Annotated in this window: 11 protein-coding genes; 10 read left to right on the top strand and 1 reads right to left on the bottom strand. The window is 41.8% G+C overall.

All coding sequences use genetic code 11. The annotated features are described in order from the left end of the window. Nucleotides 1–22: 22 nt before the first annotated feature. From ACYVBM_RS16415 to ACYVBM_RS16395, 5 genes are all read left to right on the top strand, one after another. Nucleotides 23–1009 carry a metallophosphoesterase gene (locus tag ACYVBM_RS16415; RefSeq protein WP_460686776.1) on the top strand — a complete coding sequence of 329 codons (987 nt, stop codon included), beginning with the start codon at nt 23–25 and terminating at the stop codon, nt 1007–1009. A gap of 27 nt (nt 1010–1036) precedes the next feature. Continuing rightward, nucleotides 1037–2329 (top strand): DUF2264 domain-containing protein, encoded by a 1293-nt coding sequence (locus ACYVBM_RS16410; protein WP_460686775.1) that lies wholly within the window; start codon nt 1037–1039, stop codon nt 2327–2329. Nucleotides 2330–2657: 328 nt separating this feature from the next. Beyond that, the gene (locus ACYVBM_RS16405; protein WP_460686774.1) at nt 2658–3755 is read left to right on the top strand and encodes a glycoside hydrolase family 88/105 protein; all 1098 of its coding nucleotides are present in this window, start codon (nt 2658–2660) and stop codon (nt 3753–3755) included. Nucleotides 3756–4307: 552 nt separating this feature from the next. Then, entirely contained in the window at nt 4308–7445 is a 3138-nt protein-coding gene (locus ACYVBM_RS16400) for a ligand-binding sensor domain-containing protein (protein WP_460686773.1), read from the top strand. A gap of 52 nt (nt 7446–7497) precedes the next feature. After that, nucleotides 7498–8271: a response regulator transcription factor gene (locus ACYVBM_RS16395; RefSeq protein WP_460686772.1), complete on the top strand. Its 774-nt coding sequence runs from the start codon at nt 7498–7500 to the stop codon at nt 8269–8271. Nucleotides 8272–8396: 125 nt separating this feature from the next. Here the strand turns inward: ACYVBM_RS16395 and ACYVBM_RS16390 are convergent, their stop codons facing one another. Next, nucleotides 8397–12371 (bottom strand): hybrid sensor histidine kinase/response regulator transcription factor, encoded by a 3975-nt coding sequence (locus ACYVBM_RS16390; protein WP_460686771.1) that lies wholly within the window; start codon nt 12369–12371, stop codon nt 8397–8399. Between the two features lie 260 nt (nt 12372–12631). On the opposite strand from ACYVBM_RS16390, the gene ACYVBM_RS16385 reads away from it, so the two are divergent. The 5 genes from ACYVBM_RS16385 to ACYVBM_RS16365 all read left to right on the top strand — a co-directional run. Next, entirely contained in the window at nt 12632–15619 is a 2988-nt protein-coding gene (locus tag ACYVBM_RS16385; RefSeq protein ID WP_460686770.1) for a SusC/RagA family TonB-linked outer membrane protein, read from the top strand. 130 nt (nt 15620–15749) lie between these two features. Next, nucleotides 15750–17459: a RagB/SusD family nutrient uptake outer membrane protein gene (locus ACYVBM_RS16380; protein WP_460686769.1), complete on the top strand. Its 1710-nt coding sequence runs from the start codon at nt 15750–15752 to the stop codon at nt 17457–17459. A 46-nt stretch (nt 17460–17505) separates the two neighbouring features. After that, nucleotides 17506–18639 (top strand): SusF/SusE family outer membrane protein, encoded by a 1134-nt coding sequence (locus ACYVBM_RS16375; RefSeq protein WP_460686768.1) that lies wholly within the window; start codon nt 17506–17508, stop codon nt 18637–18639. Between the two features lie 9 nt (nt 18640–18648). After that, entirely contained in the window at nt 18649–20010 is a 1362-nt protein-coding gene (locus ACYVBM_RS16370) for an alpha-galactosidase (RefSeq protein ID WP_460686767.1), read from the top strand. A 22-nt stretch (nt 20011–20032) separates the two neighbouring features. Next, nucleotides 20033–20451, top strand: a 419-nt coding sequence (locus tag ACYVBM_RS16365) for a glycoside hydrolase family 97 N-terminal domain-containing protein (RefSeq protein WP_460686766.1), incomplete at its 3' end; no start/stop codon positions are given.

Below are 20451 nucleotides of genomic sequence, written 5' to 3'. Positions count from 1 at the left end.
GACAATAAAGGTTTAAATAAATATGTCAGCTAAACTTTGTTCTTTTATACTTGCATTGCTGTTATTGCTAACCGAACGTATTGCTGCGCAGGTCTCCCGTTTTGTGATCATACCCGATCCTCAAAATTATATAGAATCATTTCCTGAAATGTACGAAGAGGAAATAGGCTGGATTGCATCAAAGGAAAGGGACTTTGATTATGTGATCCATGTTGGCGACATGACCCAGAATAATTCGCCTTCTGAATGGTATGCTGCAAAAAAAATTATGGACAAGCTGAATGGAAAAATACCCTTTACCATGGCATTGGGCAACCATGATATGGGATCAGCTCCGGGTAAAGCTTCAGACGTGCGTAATTCCAGTATGGCTAATAAATATTTTCCTTTGGAAGGATTTAAGAAGAATAAAACATTTGGCGGTGCTTTTGAAGATGGTAAAATTGATAATATGTATAACTTGCTGAATGCCGGAGGTGTGAAATGGATGATTATGACCCTGGAGTTCGGGCCACGCAACGCGGTTCTTGATTGGGCAAATAAAATAGCAGACCAGTACCCTGACAGAGCTATTATTGTAAATACGCATGCTTATCTTTATTCGGATAGTACGTTAATGAATAATGATCATAAGTGGCAGCCGGCGAGCTATGGTATCGGAAAATCAACAGGCGATGCTGCTGCCAATAATGGTGCGCGGATATGGGAAAAATTGGTATCGCAACACCCGAATATATTAATGGTTGTTTGTGGTCATGTCTTAAACTCGGGTGTTGGTACATTAGTTTCTACTGGGAAGCATGGAAACAAAGTGTTCCAGATGCTTGCAAATTTCCAGGGAGGTGTTATAGGGTCACAGCGTGGCGGAAATGGTTACATCAGGATTGTTGAATACAATAGAAAAACTAAAGTCCTGGATGTGAAGACCTACTCCACGCATCTAAAGAAATACCATGAGAGCCCGCATCATAATTTTTTATTCAGCAATGTTGAATTGAATACTAAATAAAGTGAAAAGATATACAAAATGGGATCTATGATATCTGGAAAATTTAAATTTCATTTAGAGCTGTTTTTATTAATAATTAGTATGCTGGCTACCGGTGTAACGATGGCCCAGAGATCCGTAAAAGCTGCAAAACATGCAGCCGGTAAACAAAAGATTACAGCACAGGAACCGGACGGCTTACAGCAGCGTGCCTATTTTGTACAGAGTTTAGTAAAAATCGGAGACCCGGTTTTACAGGCGTTAAGCAAAGGCGAATTAAAAAAGAAAATGCCGGTAGAAGCCGCAAAAGGAGTAACGGACAGAAGCCGGTATACCTATCTTGAGGCATTAGGACGTTTACTCTCAGGCATGGCGCCATGGCTGGAGCTGGGCCCTGATGCCACGGCAGAAGGTAAATTAAGAGAAAAGTATATACAACTTGCAGTGGCAGGTATTAAAAATGCTGCAGACCCACGGTCGCCCGATTATATGAATTTTAACGAGGGAGGGCAGCCGCTTGTTGACGCTGCATTCCTTGCCCAGGCTTTGTTAAGAGCTCCTGAACAACTCTGGGGCCGGCTTGATGAAAGCACAAAAGCAAACGTGATACGTGAGCTCAAATCCAGCCGTATTATTCTTCCTTCTCAAAGTAACTGGCTTTTGTTTAGTGCTATGGTAGAGGCCGCCTTGCTGAAATTTGATAACTCAGGAGACCGTATGCGTATGGACTATGCCATCAGGATGCATATGAACTGGTATAAAGGAGATGGCGCTTATGGGGATGGTGCTGCATTTCACTGGGACTATTATAACAGTTTTGTTATTCAGCCTATGTTAGTGGATGTAACGCGTACACTAACAGCGGCAGGCTTTAAAGATGAGCGCATCCATACACTTGTAATGAGCAGGGCGCAACGCTATGCGGCTGTACAGGAACGTTTTATTTCGCCCGAGGGAACCTATCCTCCCATTGGGCGTTCACTGGCCTATCGTTTTGGTGCATTTCAGTCACTGTCACAAATAGCGTTCCTGCACCAGCTTCCCCCTGAAGTTACGCCGGAGCAGGTTCGCTGTGCGTTATATAGTGTAATTAAAAATCAAATAGAAGCTCCGGGTACGTTTGATCAGGAGGGCTGGTTGCGCATTGGCGTTTACGGAAGCCAGCCCGGTATGGGTGAAGGTTATATTTCAACAGGCAGCCTGTATTTGTGCTCGGTCGCCTATTTAGTACTGGGCCTGCCACCGGATGATGATTTCTGGAAAAAACCTAATGCTGAGTGGACTCAGAAAAAAATATGGAGCGGAAAAGATATGCCGGCAGACCACGCTATCAAAAATTGATTCAAAGTATTGATAGCTGCAGGAAAGGATAAATGACCCGGGATAAAAAATATCTTATAATAATATACAACATTATTGATGGTTGAATGCGTGTCCTGCAAAATGATTCATGCATCTGGTATACCCAAGATGCATAGCTGCCAATCCGCTCAACCATCCTTTATGGGTTTATAAAGCATGAACATAGAGGGTATAATATTTTGTTTTACCTGAAAGTTTGATTGATAATAGTAGTAATAATAGGTCCCATGAAAATCTTCGGATACTCCCGAATCTATCGGGATTATGAAAAATTCTATCTGACAATTAAAAACAATAAAATATATAGATGAAAAAGTTATTCATTATTATGTCGTTTCTGACATTTTCAGTGGCAGGGTTCTCTCAGGCAGGCGGTAAAGCCTTCAATAAAAAGCACATTAAACAGACAATGAAAAAAGCTGTTCAATGGCAATTGGCGCATCCTAAGCATGATCCGAAAGATTGGACGAATGGTGCATTTTATGCGGGCGTTGTGGCCGCATGGGAAACAACAAAGTCTAAGGATATTTACAAATCTTTGATGAACATGGGAAATATGGAGCGATGGCAGCCTTTTAAACGCTGGTACCATGCAGACGATATTGCTATTTGTCAGACATATTTGGATCTGTACCGGAAAGAGAAAAAGCAGGAGATGATTCAACCAACTATAGATACTGTCGATCTGCTCCTTTCAAGGCCTTACCCCCGGAAAAATGATGTGGAAGTGATTAAATGGTGGTGGTGCGATGCCTTATTTATGGGGCCGCCTGTATTAGTGAAATTAGGTCTTATAACAGGCGATAAAAAATATCTTGATGCCAACGATCAGTATTTTAAGGAAACCTACGATTTGCTTTATAATACAGAGGAAAAGCTTTTTGCAAGGGATCTGAATTTTGTTATAAAGCCTGACGGGTCGGGGAAAAGAGAGGCGAATGGCCAAAAAATATTCTGGTCTAGAGGAAATGGCTGGGTAATGGGTGGTTTGGTTCGCATACTGCAGGAGCTACCGGCAGACTATCCTCAACGTTCTTTTTATGAAAACCTGTTAAAGGAAATGGCAACAAGAGTGGCGCCGCTTCAGCAGGAAGACGGATTATGGAGAGCGAGCTTATTAGATCCTGCATCTTATCCGGGAGGAGAAGTAAGCGGCTCAGGATTTTTCTGTTATTCCTTAGCATGGGGTATTAATAATAAGATTTTAGATAAAAGCATATTTCTGCCTGTTGTGGAAAAAGCATGGAAAGCGCTTATGAATTGTGTTAACGAAGAAGGCCGCGTGGGATGGGTGCAGCCAATAGGAGCAAGCCCGGGAAAAAATTTTAGTGCTGATAGCTGGGAAGTATATGGAACCGGTGCTTTTTTATTGGCAGCCAGTGAAGTGATGAAGTTGAAGCGGTAATGAATCTTTTTCCGTAATCCAATTATTGGATCATTCTAATTCATTCCATTAGCCATACACATGTGTAGAATTATTGTTTTACCTTTCAGTTGCTGAGGTGCATTCCTAATTGCTGCGGTCGTTATTCCGGCTGATCAATTTGGGATGCAAAATCAAAAAGTGATGACATTATACAGGTACCATCATATTTGAAGGGCCAGAAGGAAATGGCTCAACGAGTAGGCCTTACGGTGAGATTTCTTCTCTTCTTTTGTTGCGGGATCGAAAAGACGGTTGGGTATTTATTGTAAATATGTCATTGGTCCTATATAAAGGCACCTGCCTGTCGGCAAGCAGGTTTGCCAGTGATGGGTTCTTAAATTTTTGATAATCAATGATAAATTTTAATTATCATGCTAAGTGCATCCGAATCATTTCTTTAATTCAGGAAACTGTTCGACTACGCTCCGCTCAAAGTAATAACCCTTTTTGTCATCGGCACATGAATTTTGCTGCGCAAATTCGCAATTACTTTTTTGCTATTTTTAATAGCATTTAAATGATGCAGTAGTTATGCGAAAAGTGATATATCTGTTTGCCGCGTTATTTTTAGTGATTACCGTATCTATAAGCCAGCCATATTATTTCAGGCATTACCAGGTAGAAAACGGCCTTTCAAATAATACAGTAGGTTGTATGCTCCAGGATCATAAAGGATTTATGTGGTTTGGAACAAAAGATGGGTTAAACAGGTTTGACGGCTATACTTTCAAAGTATTTCAGAATCAAAACGGAAATCCTAATAGTATCGGCAGCAATTTTATCATCTCATTGTATGAAGACAGGAACCGGCAGCTTTGGGTTGGAACTGACTATGGGCTTTTTAAATACAGCGCGCAAAAAGAGGAGTTTTTTTTGCAGCCGCAGGTGCCCGCGGAGGTGATAAGAGGAATTATGCTCGATGATAAGGAACGCCTTTGGCTGATAATAAGAAACCGGTTAGGCTGGCTCGATCTCAGAAGTAAAAAGTTTTCGTTCTTTAAACAGTTACGAGGGGAAGAGGTTACATCTGTTTCTTCATCTGCAGGTAAAGGGATTTGGGTCACTACTGCAAAAGGGCTTATTCACAGCGTGAATACGTCTTCATTATCCGTCGAAACTTTTAACGTATTTAATTCTCACACACCTTCTACCACTCGCGCGATTCAGAAAATATATGATACCGGGAAAGGATTTTTACTGGTAGGTACAGCCAGCCACGGATTGTATATTTTTGATACATCAGCAAAAACCTTTTTGAAGAAAGATTTACCGGAAGAAAATAAAAGCCAGGTTTTTATCAGGGACTTTGCCCAGTTTAGCGGGGATGAATACTGGATAGCTAGTGAATCGGGTATATTTGTTTATAACTTCAGAAACGACAAAATCATCCATCTCCAAAAGCACTATGGAGATCCGTATTCGTTATCAGACAATGCCATATATTCTTTATGGCCCGATAAAGAAGGCGGTATGTGGGTGGGATCCTATTTTGGAGGGATTAATTATTATCCTAAACAGCTTACCTGCTTTCAAAAATATTTTCCGCAATCTACGGGCAATGCGATAAACGGGAATGCCATACACGAGATATGTAAAGACAAAAATGGGAATTTATGGATAGGCACCGAAGATGCAGGTTTAAATAAGTTAGATCCGGCTACCGGTGTCTTCACGCAGTTTACACCCTATTCCGCAAGGTATAAAGTGTCTCATACCAATATTCACGGCCTTTTAGTAAATGGGAACGAAATATGGGTAGGTACTTTTCATGGGGGCCTTGATGTAATTGATATCAATTCCGGGAAACTGTTACAGCACTACAGCGCCCTTAAACATTCGCTGAAAAGCGATTTCGTATGTGATTTAATAAAAACAAAGTCTGGTAAAATCGTAGCGGCGACTGACAGGGGGCTTTGTTATTTTAAACCGGAAGAAAATAAGTTTGAGCCTGTTAAAGATATTCCTCCTGTATTTTATAAGCACATTTATGAAGCGGATGATGGTACCATCTGGGCAGGCTCTTATAGCGAAGGCTTATTTTATTTCAACCCTCATACAAGCAGAAAAGGAAATTTTAAATATGAATCAGCATCAGGAAATGCGATCATCAATAACAGGATCAACTGGATTTTTGAAGATGGCCGTAAACAGTTATGGGTGGGCACAGAAGGCGGGCTGAGCCGCTTCAACCGCGATAAAAATACCTTTACCAATTATACAACTGAAAACGGGCTTCCAAGTAATCTTATTTATGCGGTTCTGGAAGACGGTAAAGAAGATTTCTGGATCAGCACTTCTAAAGGGTTGGTAAATTTCTCACCTTTCACAGAAGAAGTGCAGGCAGTATATACAAAATCAGATGGCCTCCTGACAGACCAGTTTAATTATAATTCGGCCTTTAATGATGATAACGGCAAAACATTATATTTTGGAAGTGTTAAAGGGCTGATAAGCTTTATGCCTTATTCGTTTGAAACAAACACTTACAAACCACCTACATATCTTACCGGCTTTCAGATAAATAATAAAGAGGTAAGCGTAGCGTCTGCCGGTTCTCCATTAAAGCAGTCTATTATTTATTCTAAAGAAATTATACTCAGGCATAATCAGTCAAGCTTTAGCATTGATTTTGCAGCGCTTAGCTTTACTACACCCGATGCCACAGAGTATGCCTATATTATGAAAGGCCTTGACCAGGATTGGACTTATCTGAAATCAAACAGGAAGGTTTTCTTCACCGAGCTTTCTCCCGGGATATACACATTTACGGTAAAAAGCGCGGTGAGCAAAGGCGCATGGAGCCCGGAGTATGCGCTGCTTACTATCCGGGTGCTTCCGCCGTTTTGGAAAAGCAAATGGGCTTATTTCATATATACAGTACTGGTAATTATCGGTGTGTTTGCCGCCATACGCAGCTATCACAGCTATCATCTGGCAAAAAATAAACGCCGCCTTGAACTTCTCGAGTTTAAAAAGCAAAAAGAAATCAGCCAGGCAAAAGTAGATTTTTTCACCAATGTTGCACATGAGATAAAAACGCCTCTTACACTTATAAAGGGGCCAATGGAAAAAATAATGGATGATGCAGGCGACCCTTCTTCTGTTAAATCCAATCTTAAGATCATAGAAAAAAATACAGATCGCCTGATAGAGCTAACCCATCAATTACTTGATTTCAGGAAAGTTGAAGCCGATGCTTTTAATATTAATGCAGAAAAAACCGATATCGTGGCTTTGCTGAACGATCATTATCTTCGGTTCCTGATTGCAGCAGAACAGAAAAATATCGATTTTGAATTGATCCATCCTTCTTCGTTCACAGCATTTGTAGACATTGAGGCGATGAATAAAATAATCAGTAATTTACTGGATAATGCAATTAAATATGCTACCAAAAGTGTAGTGGTTGAGCTTTTGTCAGTAACCGGGCAGGATAATGAATTTACTATTCTTTTTAAGAACGACGGGAACCTGATACCTGCCAGGATGAGAGATAAAATTTTTGAAACTTTTTTTCGGTTAAAAGAAACCGAAAGACTGGCTGGTTCAGGGATCGGTTTGTCGCTGGCCCGTTCTTTGGCTCAGCTACATGGTGGAAATCTTATTTTAATGGAGCATCCGGAATCTTTAAATATTTTTGTATTGACATTGCCGGTTAATAATCATTAGGTATTAAGCTGCTCTAATACCCGTTATCAGGTTGTGAAAACATTCGTTTAGCATGGAACAGGAAAAGCCGATCGTATTATTAGTTGAAGATAATGAAGATATATTAAGGTTCATCACAAAAGACCTTATTGATGAATATACCATACTCACTGCATTGAACGGTGTGGAAGCGCTGAAAGTAATGCAGGAGAAGGCGGTTCACCTCGTAATCACAGATGTGATGATGCCGGAGATGGATGGATTCGAGCTTTGTAAAATTATTAAATCAACGGTGGCATATAGTCATATTCCTGTCATCATCTTAACGGCAAAAAACACGCTGCAATCAAAAATAGAGGGTATTGAATTAGGCGCTGAAGCTTATATCGAAAAGCCTTTTTCTCCGAAATACTTAAAAGTGCAGGTTGCTACACTTTTGCAGAACCGTGACAAGCTCAGGCAATATTTTGTAAATACGCCTGTTGTGCATATAAACACAACCGTTCACAATAAAGTAGAAGAAGTTTTCCGGAACAAAATCAGCAAACTTATACATGATAATATAGATAATATTGACCTGAACGTAGATCACCTGGCCTCTATGATGAACATGAGCAGGGCAACACTTTACCGGAAAATTGCCGAGGTCTCCGATCTTTCTCCAAATGACCTGATAAAGGAAACAAGGCTAAAGTATGCTGCCAGCTTACTGGCTGAAGAAGGGTACAAAGTGTATGAAGTAAGCGAAAAAGTGGGTTTCGGGTCTTACAGGCAGTTTAGCAGAAATTTTTACAAACAGTTTGGAATGTATCCTTCCGATTACATACAGGAGTTACGAAAAAAATGAGCTGAACAACACCTGTATTGATCAATAGTTTTTTATATTGGATTAAGGAAAGTGAATATCAATTAAAATCATTTGATGGATATTTGTTGCCATCAGGTACATTAGCGTATTTTGAGCCGATCATTTTATCCCTTTATATTATTTTGCTTCATTGCGAAATTGCTTGGTGTTATTCCAAAGTGTTTATGAAAGTCTCTTGAAAAATTAGACTGAACGCTATATCCCACCATAATGGCCACTTCATTTATCCTGTAATCACTTTGGGATAATAATTCCGCTGCTTTTTTCAGCCGGGAAGCGATAATTAACTCATTTGGCGTTAGATCTGAAAGCCCTTTTATTTTTCTGTACAATGTTGGGCGGCTCATATTCATTAACTTTGAAAGCTCCTCAACATTTAGGTCAATGTCGGAAATGTTATCGTATATGACCTTATTAAGGTGTGTTATGAAATCTTTATCTGTTGCAGAAACATTGATTTCTTTTAAGTGAGAAATAGGAGCATTGGTGAAGTATTCCTTAATGATTTTACGGTTGTTAACAATATTCTTTATCTGCGCTAACAAATATTCTAATGAAAAAGGTTTTTCAATATACGCATCCGCACCTATTTCTAATCCGTGTATTTTGGCATCAAGCGCATTCTTTGCAGTAAGAAATACAACGGGAATATGACTATACTGGATATCGCTTTTAATTCTTTTACACAAAGCGATTCCATCCATTATAGGCATCATTATATCTGTAACAACTAATTGTACATTGTTACTATCAATAATATCCAATGCATCAGCTCCGTTTGTAGCTTTCAGAACAGTATATTTTGTATGCAGCTCTTTGTTCAGGTAGGTCAATATTTCTTTATTGTCCTCTACCAAAAGAATAACGGGCTTCTCAATTTCATCGCTGTTTTCCAGGGCTGCTGTATAGAATTCATCATCTGGCTTTTCTTCATCTGGAAGTTGCTTAATATCTATTGATTGGTACTGAAATATTGGAATAGATAGTAGGAAAAAGTTCCTGTATTCTTCATCATTTATAACGAGTGACAGGCTCCCTTTGTGTAATTCTGCTAACGAACGTGACAGCGGTAATCCTATTCCGGTTCCTGTGTCTTTATCTGGTTCATTTAACCTGTAAAAAGGCTCAAATATTTTTTCTTTTTTATCAGAAGGTATTTTATTCCCATCGTTTTTAAACTCAACATTGAACATAATATCGTCGCTGTTAAATGGCAGCAGTTTTATATTCACTTCCGATTCGGCATATTTAATCGCGTTGTGAGCAAGATTGGTAAATATTTTTTTCAGTGCTTCTTCATCCACTATAGCTGTAAGGCTCATTCGTGGCATTATTAGCTCATAGTTCAGTGATTTAGCCCTGGCCAGGTACTTCAGGTCGTTAAACACTTCGCTTAAGAGCACGTTAATGTCTGTTTTAGTAAATGTAAGGCTCATATTATCAGTTTCTGCTTTTCTAAAGTCTAATAGTTGATTGGTAAGTTGTATCAGGCGCAACGTGTTTTTTTGTATCAGGGCCAGGTTACTGCTGGTTTCTTTATCGGCAAATTTTTGAGTAGTTATTATTTTGTCGAGCGGCATTTTTATAAGTGTCAATGGTGTTCGGATCTCATGCGCCAGGTTGGTGAAAAACTCTAACTTAAGGTTGTATATCTCCCGTTCTTTTTTTCGTTCGTAGATATCCATTCTTCGTGTATTATTGGCCCTCATTAAGAGCATGTAGTATCTTAAAACAAGAAAACCTATAGTTCCAATGCTTAACGCATAAAATATATAGGCCCATGTGGAAGACCACCAGGGCGGTGTAACCAGGATATTCAGTATTGTTTCTTTCGGGTTCCAAATACCGCTATTGTTTGCTCCTCTGACCCTGAACTGATAAGAACCGGGAGGCAGCTTGTTGTAATAAATTTTTTGATTTCCTGTAAAGGTTGTCCAGTCTTTATCATAACCGTACATAATATAGCTATAGGTGTTGCTTTCGGGTGATATAAAGCTTAAAGCAGCTATATCAAAACTAAGGTTAGAGCTGTCATAAGGTAAGCGCAGGTTTTGTGTATATAAAACAGATTGCTTCAGTAAGCCCGAAGCACTGATAATCGGTTCTTTATTATTGACCAGTAAATTGGTAATATACACCGGGGGAACATCATTGTTTTTAATAAATGCAGAAGGTTTAAAGCTGACCATTCCTCTTATGGTTCCAAAAAACAGCCTGCCGTCATTGTCTCTGTAAGAAGAGTTATAATTAAACTGTTCTGTAGGCAGCCCGTCCGTAGCCTTATAAATGGTCATTTTCCCCGATTGCGGATGTAAGCGGATCAATCCTTTTGCCGAGGATATCCATAGATGGTGATTTTTATCTTCCTCTACGCGATATACCTGGTTGTCCGGAAGGCCATCATCTATTGTATAATTGATAAACTTTCCGGTTCGCTCATATTTACTCAGCCCACCTTCTGTGCAGAACCAGAAATTGCCCTGGTGATCTTCGTAGAGGCTGTTTACATAATTATTCAACAGCGTATTACTGTTGCCGGCTTCTGACCGCAGGTTTTTAAGGACCCCTGAATCAGGATTGAGCACATAAACGCCGTTGCCATAGGTTGCTATCCACAACAGGCCATCGCTGCTTTCACGCATGCTTTGCACCTGGAAGGTGAAATGGGGGAACCGTATAAAACGGTTGTTTTTCCTGTCATATTTAAACAATCCGTTCCATGTGGCTACTAAAATATCGTTTGCTTTTGTCCGGTAAAGAGCTACTATAAAATTTCCCGTCAGGCCATGCTTTTCCTCATCACCGTCATAATGTCTTAGCACTTTTCCTGTTTTGATATCCATTACATCAAGACCATGCTCGTAAGTGCCTATCCAAAGCTCGTTATCGCAGGCTGTTAATCCATGAATATTATTGTAGGCGATACTTCCTTTTTTACCATCAGCCTTATAATGAGTGATTTTCCCGGTAATAGCATCTATTTTGTTTAAGCCTTCGTCTTCGGTGCCTACCCACATATTGCCATACCTGTCCCTGCATATTTCATGTACTAAACTGCCTGAAAGGGAATTGGGATCCACACCGGGCATATACTTTTTAAAATTGTTGAGCTGGTCGGAGAAGTAGTTCACACCCCCGAAAAAGGTGCCTACCCAAATGCCTCCTTCCCTGTCTTTGTAAAAAGAATGAACAAGAGAATAGGGGTTATACCGGTCTCTCGGAATATGTACGATTTTATGGCTATTGATATTGTATACATAGATCCCTGTTTCCGAACCAATCCAGAATATACTATCGTTTTGTGCAATAAAAGTGTGTACCTGTATATTTTTGAACAACGGACTGTCCGCAAAAATATTTTTCAGACTTTTCTGATGAAGATTTGCTATGTAGGCCCTGTTAAAAGTGCCTATCAGCAGCAGGCTGTCGTTCAGGCTGTAAATATCCTGTATCTGTGTTAGCTGGTCAGCTCCTTTAAATTCAGATATCGTATGAGTCACAGACTTCTTTGTTGCTACATCAATTTGCTCAATATTATCGTTATAAAGCGCTACGAACAGTATGTTGTGAAGTCTGCTCATGGTAATAGTCCTAACCGATGCTGGTATTTTTATATGTTCGGTAACTTTTTCCACGGTATTGTACCTGTAAAGTGCAGCATCGCATACAATCCAGTTATCATTCCCGGCCGCTTTTATATTCCTGACTTCTCCGGCTGGTATATTACCGATCAATGAAAACCGTTCCTGCATAGCGTTATAGATATACGCCCCTTTGGAAGTGCCTATCCACAAATTCCCTTTGCTGTCCTCGCACAAACTGAGCACCGAGGAGCTGCCAATACTACCGGTATCGTTTTTTCTATGCCTGAAAATCTTGAAATTTTTTCCGTCAAACCGGTTCAATCCATTTCTTGTACCCAACCATAAAAAGCCCTGCTTGTCCTGTATAATACAGTTGACGGTATTGTTTGACAAGCCGCTGTTCGTTTGATAATTTTTAAAATAGAGGGATTGAGCCTGTAAATAATCGGATACAAGCAAAATGCAAACGGCGTATATAATGAGATATCTTTTCAAACATTCACTTATGAAACTAAAATAATTAATAAAAGGACAAAAAAATCAAATTGAGACACTGTGATATAAAATTGAGATGCTGTGAATGAGCTTAATTGTTTGGTTATGTGAATTTTGTTAACTGGCGATTGAAATGTTATTGCTTTGCTATTGTTCACGGACCATTACTGTTTTTCTTGAATTGCACAAAAGCAATATATCCCAAACGCTATAGAGATCGCTTACAACAAGCTTGCATCAATATAATTAAAACTCAGGTTATGATCCACAAACCATTATTACTTTTATTATTCAGTTGCCTTTGCCTGCTGATGATACAAACTGCTGCATGGGCACAGACCAGGGAGGTAAAAGGAACCGTTACGGATTCGGCAGGAACTCCCGTCGTATCTGCGTCCGTAAATGTCAAAAATGCTAAAACAGGGACAGTAACCGGTAAAGACGGTTCATTTTCGCTGTATGTGCCTCAAACAACCGCTACGCTGGTCATTTCTTCTATTGGCTATGAAACCCGGGAAGTACCTGTTTCTGACGGGCTGATCAGTGTATTACTGAATCCTGCCAATACAGACCTTGACGAGGTAACAGTTGTATCGGTCGGCTATGGAACGCTTGACAAAAAGGAAGTAACCAGTGCCATCACCCATTTGAGCGGCAAAGACCTTAACGTATTTGGCGGCAATGCCGTGCTCAATTCCATGCAGGGAAAAGTGGCAGGGTTGAATGTAGTCAATACTGCACCCTCCGATCCGAATGCCGGTCCCAGCATCCAGTTGCGCGGTGTGTCCTCAAGAAACGCGGGTCTTGGCCCGTTATATGTCATTAATGGAGTGCCCGGCGGCAATGCAGATAACCTGAACCAGAACGATATCGAGTCTATCGACGTGCTGAAAGGCGGTGCGGCTTCGGCTATTTATGGTACGCGCGGCAGCAACGGCGTTATTATTATTACAACGAAGAAAGGCTCAAGTGCGTCTTATGCCATGTATGATGGCTACACCAGCTTTGACCTTCCTACTAACCGGATAAAAGTATTAAGTCCTGAAGAGTTTGTAGCGCATAACCGGGGAACCAACTACGGCGCTAAAACAGATTGGTTTAAATCCGTGAGCAGGAACTATGCGTTCAACCAGAAACATACCCTGCAGTTTGCCGGCGGCGGCGTTAAAACAAACTATATTGTGTCATTCGACTACAGGGATGCTAAGGGGCTTGATTTAAGGTCGGATAAGCAGGAATACGGTGCAAGGCTGAACCTTACTCATACTTCAGCCAATAATTTATATACCGCTACGGTTAATATCGCCCCGCGTTACCTGAAATCGAATAACTCAAGTTATAACGCTTTTAATCAGAGCCTTACCTTAAACCCCACATTACCCATTTATGATACGTTAAATCCCAATAGATTCTTATTCATTAATACAGGGTTTACCGGCGCTTATAACCCGGTGGAAGAGTTGAAAACCGTGCTGAGCGGAACAGAAGGTAAGTACCTCGACTGGAACGCGTCCTTTAAGCTGAACCTCACCCAGGACCTGTATTCGCAGGTTACGCTCGGTCAGCAGTCCTCTGACTTCTTTGATTTCGAGTTTACACCATCCTATAATACGGGCGCTATTAATGAGAGAAACGGCAGAAATTCTGCGGAAAGAAGATACAAAAAGAGCGACCAGTATGTTTTTGAATGGATAGGGAACTACAAGCAACGTATCAAACAGCACAATTTTAACCTGATGGGTGGTTACTCCTATAATTACTTTGTTTATTCCGGCATGAATGCGGGCAACCAGAATTTCCCCTCCGATGTACTGACCTATAATAATCTGGGTACTGGGCAGTATAATATACCTATCCCGCTTAACCCGCAGCCGGGCGATTATACTTTCAGGACCGTAGGTTCTTATAAAAACGACTCCAGGCTGATCGCGTTTTTCGGCAGGCTGAATTACGATCTTGCAAAGAAATATTTTCTATCGGCCAGCCTGCGCTATGAAGGATCTTCCAAATTCGGGTACGACAATAAATGGGGATATTTCCCTGCCGTATCCCTGGGCTGGAACATTACTAAAGAAGACTTCTTTCCCAAAGTATCTTGGATAAACGATTTGAAGCTGCGTGCTGACTATGGCGAAACAGGCAACCAGGATTTCGGGAACTATTTATCGCTCGATACTTATTCAGGCTACGGTTATTTTACGTTCAATGGCGGTTCTTACCAGGTTTGGGGCCCCAGCCAGAATACCAATTATAACCTGCAATGGGAAAAAGCCCAGAACTTTAACCTGGGGGTTGATTTCGATCTGCTGAACAGAAGGCTGACGGGTAGCATCAACTATTATATCAGGACCAATAAAGACCTGCTGGGAAATTACAACGTGCCGGTGCCGCCGTTTGTACAAACCACTACTTTCGCCAATGTGGGCACCATGAAAAATTCGGGATTGGAAATGCAGTTAAATGCGAGGGTGCTTGAAAACAACGATTTTTCCTGGTCCGCGTCTCTAACCGGGGCTGTTAATAATAACAATTTTGTTTCTTTTTCTAATAATGTGTACCAGGGGCAAAACTATCAGTATATGGCCGGTATGCCTGCTCCCGGATCCCCGGGCCCGGCGCAAAGGCTTGAAGAAGGCCGCCGTATCGGTAGTTTTTATATGTACAAGTCTGCAGGTATTGATGCCACAGGCCGGCTGATGGTATATGACAAAAACGGGAATATTATTCCCGGCAATACGGCAAAAGAAGATGACAAGCAATTTGTAGGCAACGGCCTGCCATTATATACCGCCAGCTTAGGAAATACATTTACTTATAAAAGGTTAGATGTTTCTGTTTTCCTTAGAGGAGCGTTCAAATATGATATATTCAATACCACGGCGTTTTATATTGGCACACCGGTTACACAGGGGGGCGCCAATGTATTACAGTCTGCCTACGGTGATGGAAAATATGCTGCGCTTACCAACCCCCAAACATATTCCACGCTGTCGGATTACTTTCTGGAAAAAGGAGATTTCGTAAAAATTGATAACGTTACGTTAGGTTATAATTTTAAATCGCCCATAAAACAGGTCAGCTCTATCCGCTTATATGGCGCTGCCAGGAACCTGTACACGTTTACAAAATTCACTACCGGCGACCCGGAATCTGTTTCAATAAACGGGTTAGCGCCAGGTGTTAATACATCGCTTTCTTATTATCCATCTACCACACAATTGCTTGTAGGCTTGCAGGTAAAATTTTAAAACTTATAATCATTATTGAAAATGAAATAGCCATAAAAATTATTTATATCCAAAAGCATGTCCAAAGGACTACTTGGGAGATTATCCTGGCTATTCCATGTGGCAATAAAAAATAATAAAAAATATACACATGAAATATTTTACTAATAAATTTTTCATCCCATTATATGGTGCAGTTGTGCTCTTATTTGCAGGTTGTACCAAACTGGATGAAACATTATACGACCGCATTACTTCTGAAAATTTTCTTCAGACAAGAGATGATGTAATCCGGGATTTCCTGCGTTCTTTTGAACATGGATACTGGACCATCCAGGGGGGTGGGCTGTTTTACGCACAGGAGCTGCCCGGAGACCAGTTAATGACGCCAAACCGTGACGGCGACTGGTTTGATGGCGGAAAATACCAGCGTGCGCACTACCACACCTGGACCATCCAGGATGATTATACCAGCGATATGTGGAATGCATTGTTCCAGGGGATCAGCCTGGCTACCAACTCACTGGAAGACATAGAGGCTGTTGACATTAATAAAGTAAACATTACAGCGGCCGAGCAGGCTGATTTCATCGCTGAGCTGAAAGTGCACCGGGCGTGGATGAACCTGCGTGCTTTTGACCTGTACCGTAATATACCTATTGTAACAAAAGTTAAAGGGCAAACAGGGATGCCCCCCCAGGCAACTCCCGAAGAAACATTCAGTTTTATTGAAAAGGAGCTGAAAGATGCCCTTCCCGGGTTACCTCTCAGGCAGGATCTGGGCGCTACGGGTATCGGCCGCTGGACAAAAGGCGGGGCAGCGGCGTTGCTGGTGAGATTGTATTTGAATGCAGAAGTATATATCGGCCAAAGCAAATTGGCTGAATGTGCAGCTGTTTGCCAGGATATTATTGATGGTAAGTATGGCAACTACAGGTTGGAAGATACCTGGTATAAGCCATTCGATTATGACAACGCCAACTCGGCGGAAGTGATTTTTGGATTTCCATCTACTTTAGCACGTACGCACTGGCATTATAGTGCAGATATGTACTGGTGGATGGGTCCGCACCAGGCACAGCATTTCTTCGGCTTTACCGACTTTGGCGGTATGAATACCCGTTATGCCTTGCAGCCGGGCCGCGATGTAGACAGCGTGGAATATGCTTTCTCTATGGGAAAGCCATTTATTAAGTTTCAGCGGTATGCTGATGATCTCAGGCTGAAAAAATATAAAAACCTTGGCAACAGCCAGAGAGAAGGCATGTTCCTTTACGGGTATCTGCCTTATTATAACAATCCCAGTCAACTGGTAAAAAGTAACCGCGGTTATACCATTTTTGCGCGTGACCAGGTAGGCTGGTTCAAAGATACGCCTCCTGGCGAAAAGCCTGCTGATAAAGAATCGAACATGAATCACGCGGATGATAACTCCGGTATATGGGTAGCAAAGTATCCTGTTTACCCTACAGGCGATCCCAACGCCATTGCATCAGCCTATGCTGAAATAAGATTGGCAGAGGTTTATTATTCTCTTGCAGAATGTAAATACCGTGCAGGGGATAAGGCCGCTGCTGCGGTATTATTAAATGCGGTGCGCAAACGTAATTATCCTGCAGGTTCTGCAAGCTTGTACCAGTCCAGCGGCGTACAGCTCAACGACCAGGAAATGCTGGATGAATGGGGACGTGAATTTTTAGTTGAAGCGCGCCGGCGAACCGATCTGATCCGCTGGGGAAAATTCAATGTAGGTGCCTGGTGGGATAAACAACCCGATAATGACGACCATACCAGGATTTATCCGATCGGGCAAAATGTCATCAGCCTTACGCCTGGTTTAAAGCAAAACCCTGGTTATTAATTCAGCATATCTAACAGCTATTATATTTTCTTATAAACTACTTGCAATGAATAACAATAGTGTCGATACAGCAAAAAAGGCGATGCCCGGGCTTTTGTTAGCCTTTATAGCGGTGTTCTTTTTGCAGGCCTGTAAAAAAGAGCTTAAAGCACCTACACCCTTTCCATTTGAAACAGGCGAGCTGTCTGCCTCGGCAGATAATGTAGTCATCAACTCTGCAAAGCCGGGCGATGAAGCCGTAACAGTAACCTGGGATGCGTTTGCCAATTCTATGGTAAGATACCGGCTTGTTTTATCAAATGGGGAGGTGAAAGATTCTGTTGATGTAGCGTCGGGGGCCATCAGCAAAAGATTTAACCACGGAGAGCTTAATAATATCCTGGTGGATGGTTTAGGTATGCAAATAGGCACTGCCGCCGATCTTACTATAACGCTGCTGGGAGAGGTTCCTTCAAAAAACATTTCGGCAGTGTCGAACACAGTAACCATTAAAGTAACGCCTGCTGCAACCGGCGCCGCTTATGCTGAATTATGGGTGGTGGGCGATGCCACGCCCAACGGCTGGAACATTGAAAATCCTAATCCTATGCGCAAGGACCCCACTAATGCTTTCCAGTTCAAATTCAACGAAGTGCTGAATGCGGGCGAGTTCAAAATTCCCACGGCTACCGGCAATTGGGGCACCGACTTCTTTATGCCGCCTACCAACAATCCGGATATTACCAGCACAGAAGTTAAATTAATACCCGGCGGTAACCCCGACAACAAATGGCGGATAGCCAAACCCGGACCGTACAAAATTTTGCTCAACATCAGCACCGCTCCATTTATTAAAATTGTACCATTTACACCTTATACCGGTATGTGGATAGTAGGTGATGCTACCCCTGCAGGATGGAATATTGAAACGCCAACACCAATGGTAGCAACACCGGGAAATCCTTACGAGTTTACCTATACAGGTCCTTTAAGCGCCGGTGAATTTAAAATACCTGTTTCTACCGGAAACTGGGGTACAGATTTCTTTATGCCACCTGTGAATGGTGAAGGGCCCGGCAGTACCAATGCCATTTTTGTTCCCGGGGGCAATCCGGATAATAAATGGAAGATCGCAGAAGCGGGTAATTACAAGATCACATTTAACCAGTTGCACGAAACTATTTCAATCGTTAAACAGTAAAAGATACAGATGAGATTTTTCTGCTACATAGCATTCGCACTCCTTGCCGTTAGCAGCTGCCAAAAGTCGCATTCTAACAATGGCGATATCCACCCGGCAGATTCCTTACAAAACCCGTTTACAGGGCCATTGTACTGGAGCCCTTACGAGTATAACATCATTACTGACGGTTATATTCCCGAAGAAGAATGGGAAAAGAACATAGACTGGATGGATAAGAACCTGAAAGATTATGGCTATAAAATGGTATGTATTGACGGATGGGGAGATGACAGCCAGTTTAACGGGGACGGATACCGCACTTCGCATTCCACACATTGGAAACACGACTATGCCTGGTGGGCACGAAATCTGAAAAGCCGGGGCATGGAGCTGGGTATTTATAATAATCCGCTGTGGGTAATTAAAACTGCAGCGGACAAAGGAATAAAAATAAAAGGAACAAACATTCCTTTGTCCAGCATTATGAACGAGGGGGAGAACGCTACCTGGTTTAAATGGGTACAGGTGGACAAGCCCGGCGCCGAAGCATATGTAAAAGGTTATGTGCAGTTTTATGCTGACATGGGTGTGAAGTATTTAAGAGTGGATTTCCTTTCCTGGTTTGAAGATGGCTGGGACCGGTACATGGGCACGGTAGGCCCCAAACGCCCTCGTGCTTATTACGAAACAGCGTTGAAATGGATAAAAGAAGCCTGTGATGAGAACGGGATGCTGCTTAGCCTGGTAATGCCGCACCTGTATAATGATGCGGAGCTGGAAAAGAAGTATGGACACATGATCAGGATTAATGAAGATGCAGGCGATGGTAAGTGGTGGAAATGGAGCGATAATGCACGGGGGGTAAAAAGAACGGGCTGGTCTGTTTATGCCAATGCGATGGATGGGCTTATTTACTGGTCTGAAATTTCAGGACGAGGCAAAATGATCCTTGATCCGGACTTCTTACGGATCAACACTTTTTCAAATAACGAGGAGAAAAAGAGCGTGGTATCTGCATGTATCATTTCTGGTGGGGCCGTCACTGTTGCAGACCGGTATAACTCTATCGGGGATAATCTATGGGTGTACCAGAACAAAGAGTTGCTGGCTTTGCGGGAAGACGGTTTTGTCGGCAAACCTCTCGCCAGCGATCCTGCTGATGAAAAAAGTCAGGTGTGGACCGGCCAGTTATCAAATGGTGACTGGGTGGTGGCTCTTTTTAACAGAGAATCCGCTTTCAAAACAAGAAAAATTAGTTTTTCCGACCTGGGCCTGAAGGGAGCAAAAAAGGTAAGAGATATTTGGTTACATCAGGATTTAGGGGAAATGTTATCATTTTCCAAAAGCCTGGCGCCCCACGCATGTGTTGTTCTCAAAATTTTAAAATAAAAAAGTAATAATTCAAAACAATATGATGAAAAAGTTCCTGATTGCAGCCTTAATTGTGAGTGCTGTTCTACATGCAGAAGCTCAGCAGTTAAAATCTCCTGATGGTAATTTCCTCATGAATTTTTCGTTACAGCAGGATGGCTCACCCGCTTACGCGTTAAATTATAAAGGGAGAGCGGTTATTAAGAAAAGCAGGCTGGGTCTAGAATTGCTGGACAATTCTGTAAAGCAGGAGTTTAATACGGAAATACAAAAGAGTAATGCTGCTACCAGGAGCGGTATTTCCCTGTACAACAATTTTGAGCTGGCAGACCAGCAAACGGCTGCTTTTGATGAAACCTGGCAGCCTGTTTGGGGTGAAACCAAAAATATCCGTAACCATTACAACGAGCTGGCGGTTACTTTGAAGCAAAAAGTTTCCAACCGTCAGATGGTTATCCG

Source organism: Niabella aquatica (assembly GCF_054779315.1).
The sequence above is the reverse complement of the archived record's forward strand: the minus strand, read 5'-3'. Positions and strand labels throughout refer to the sequence as shown.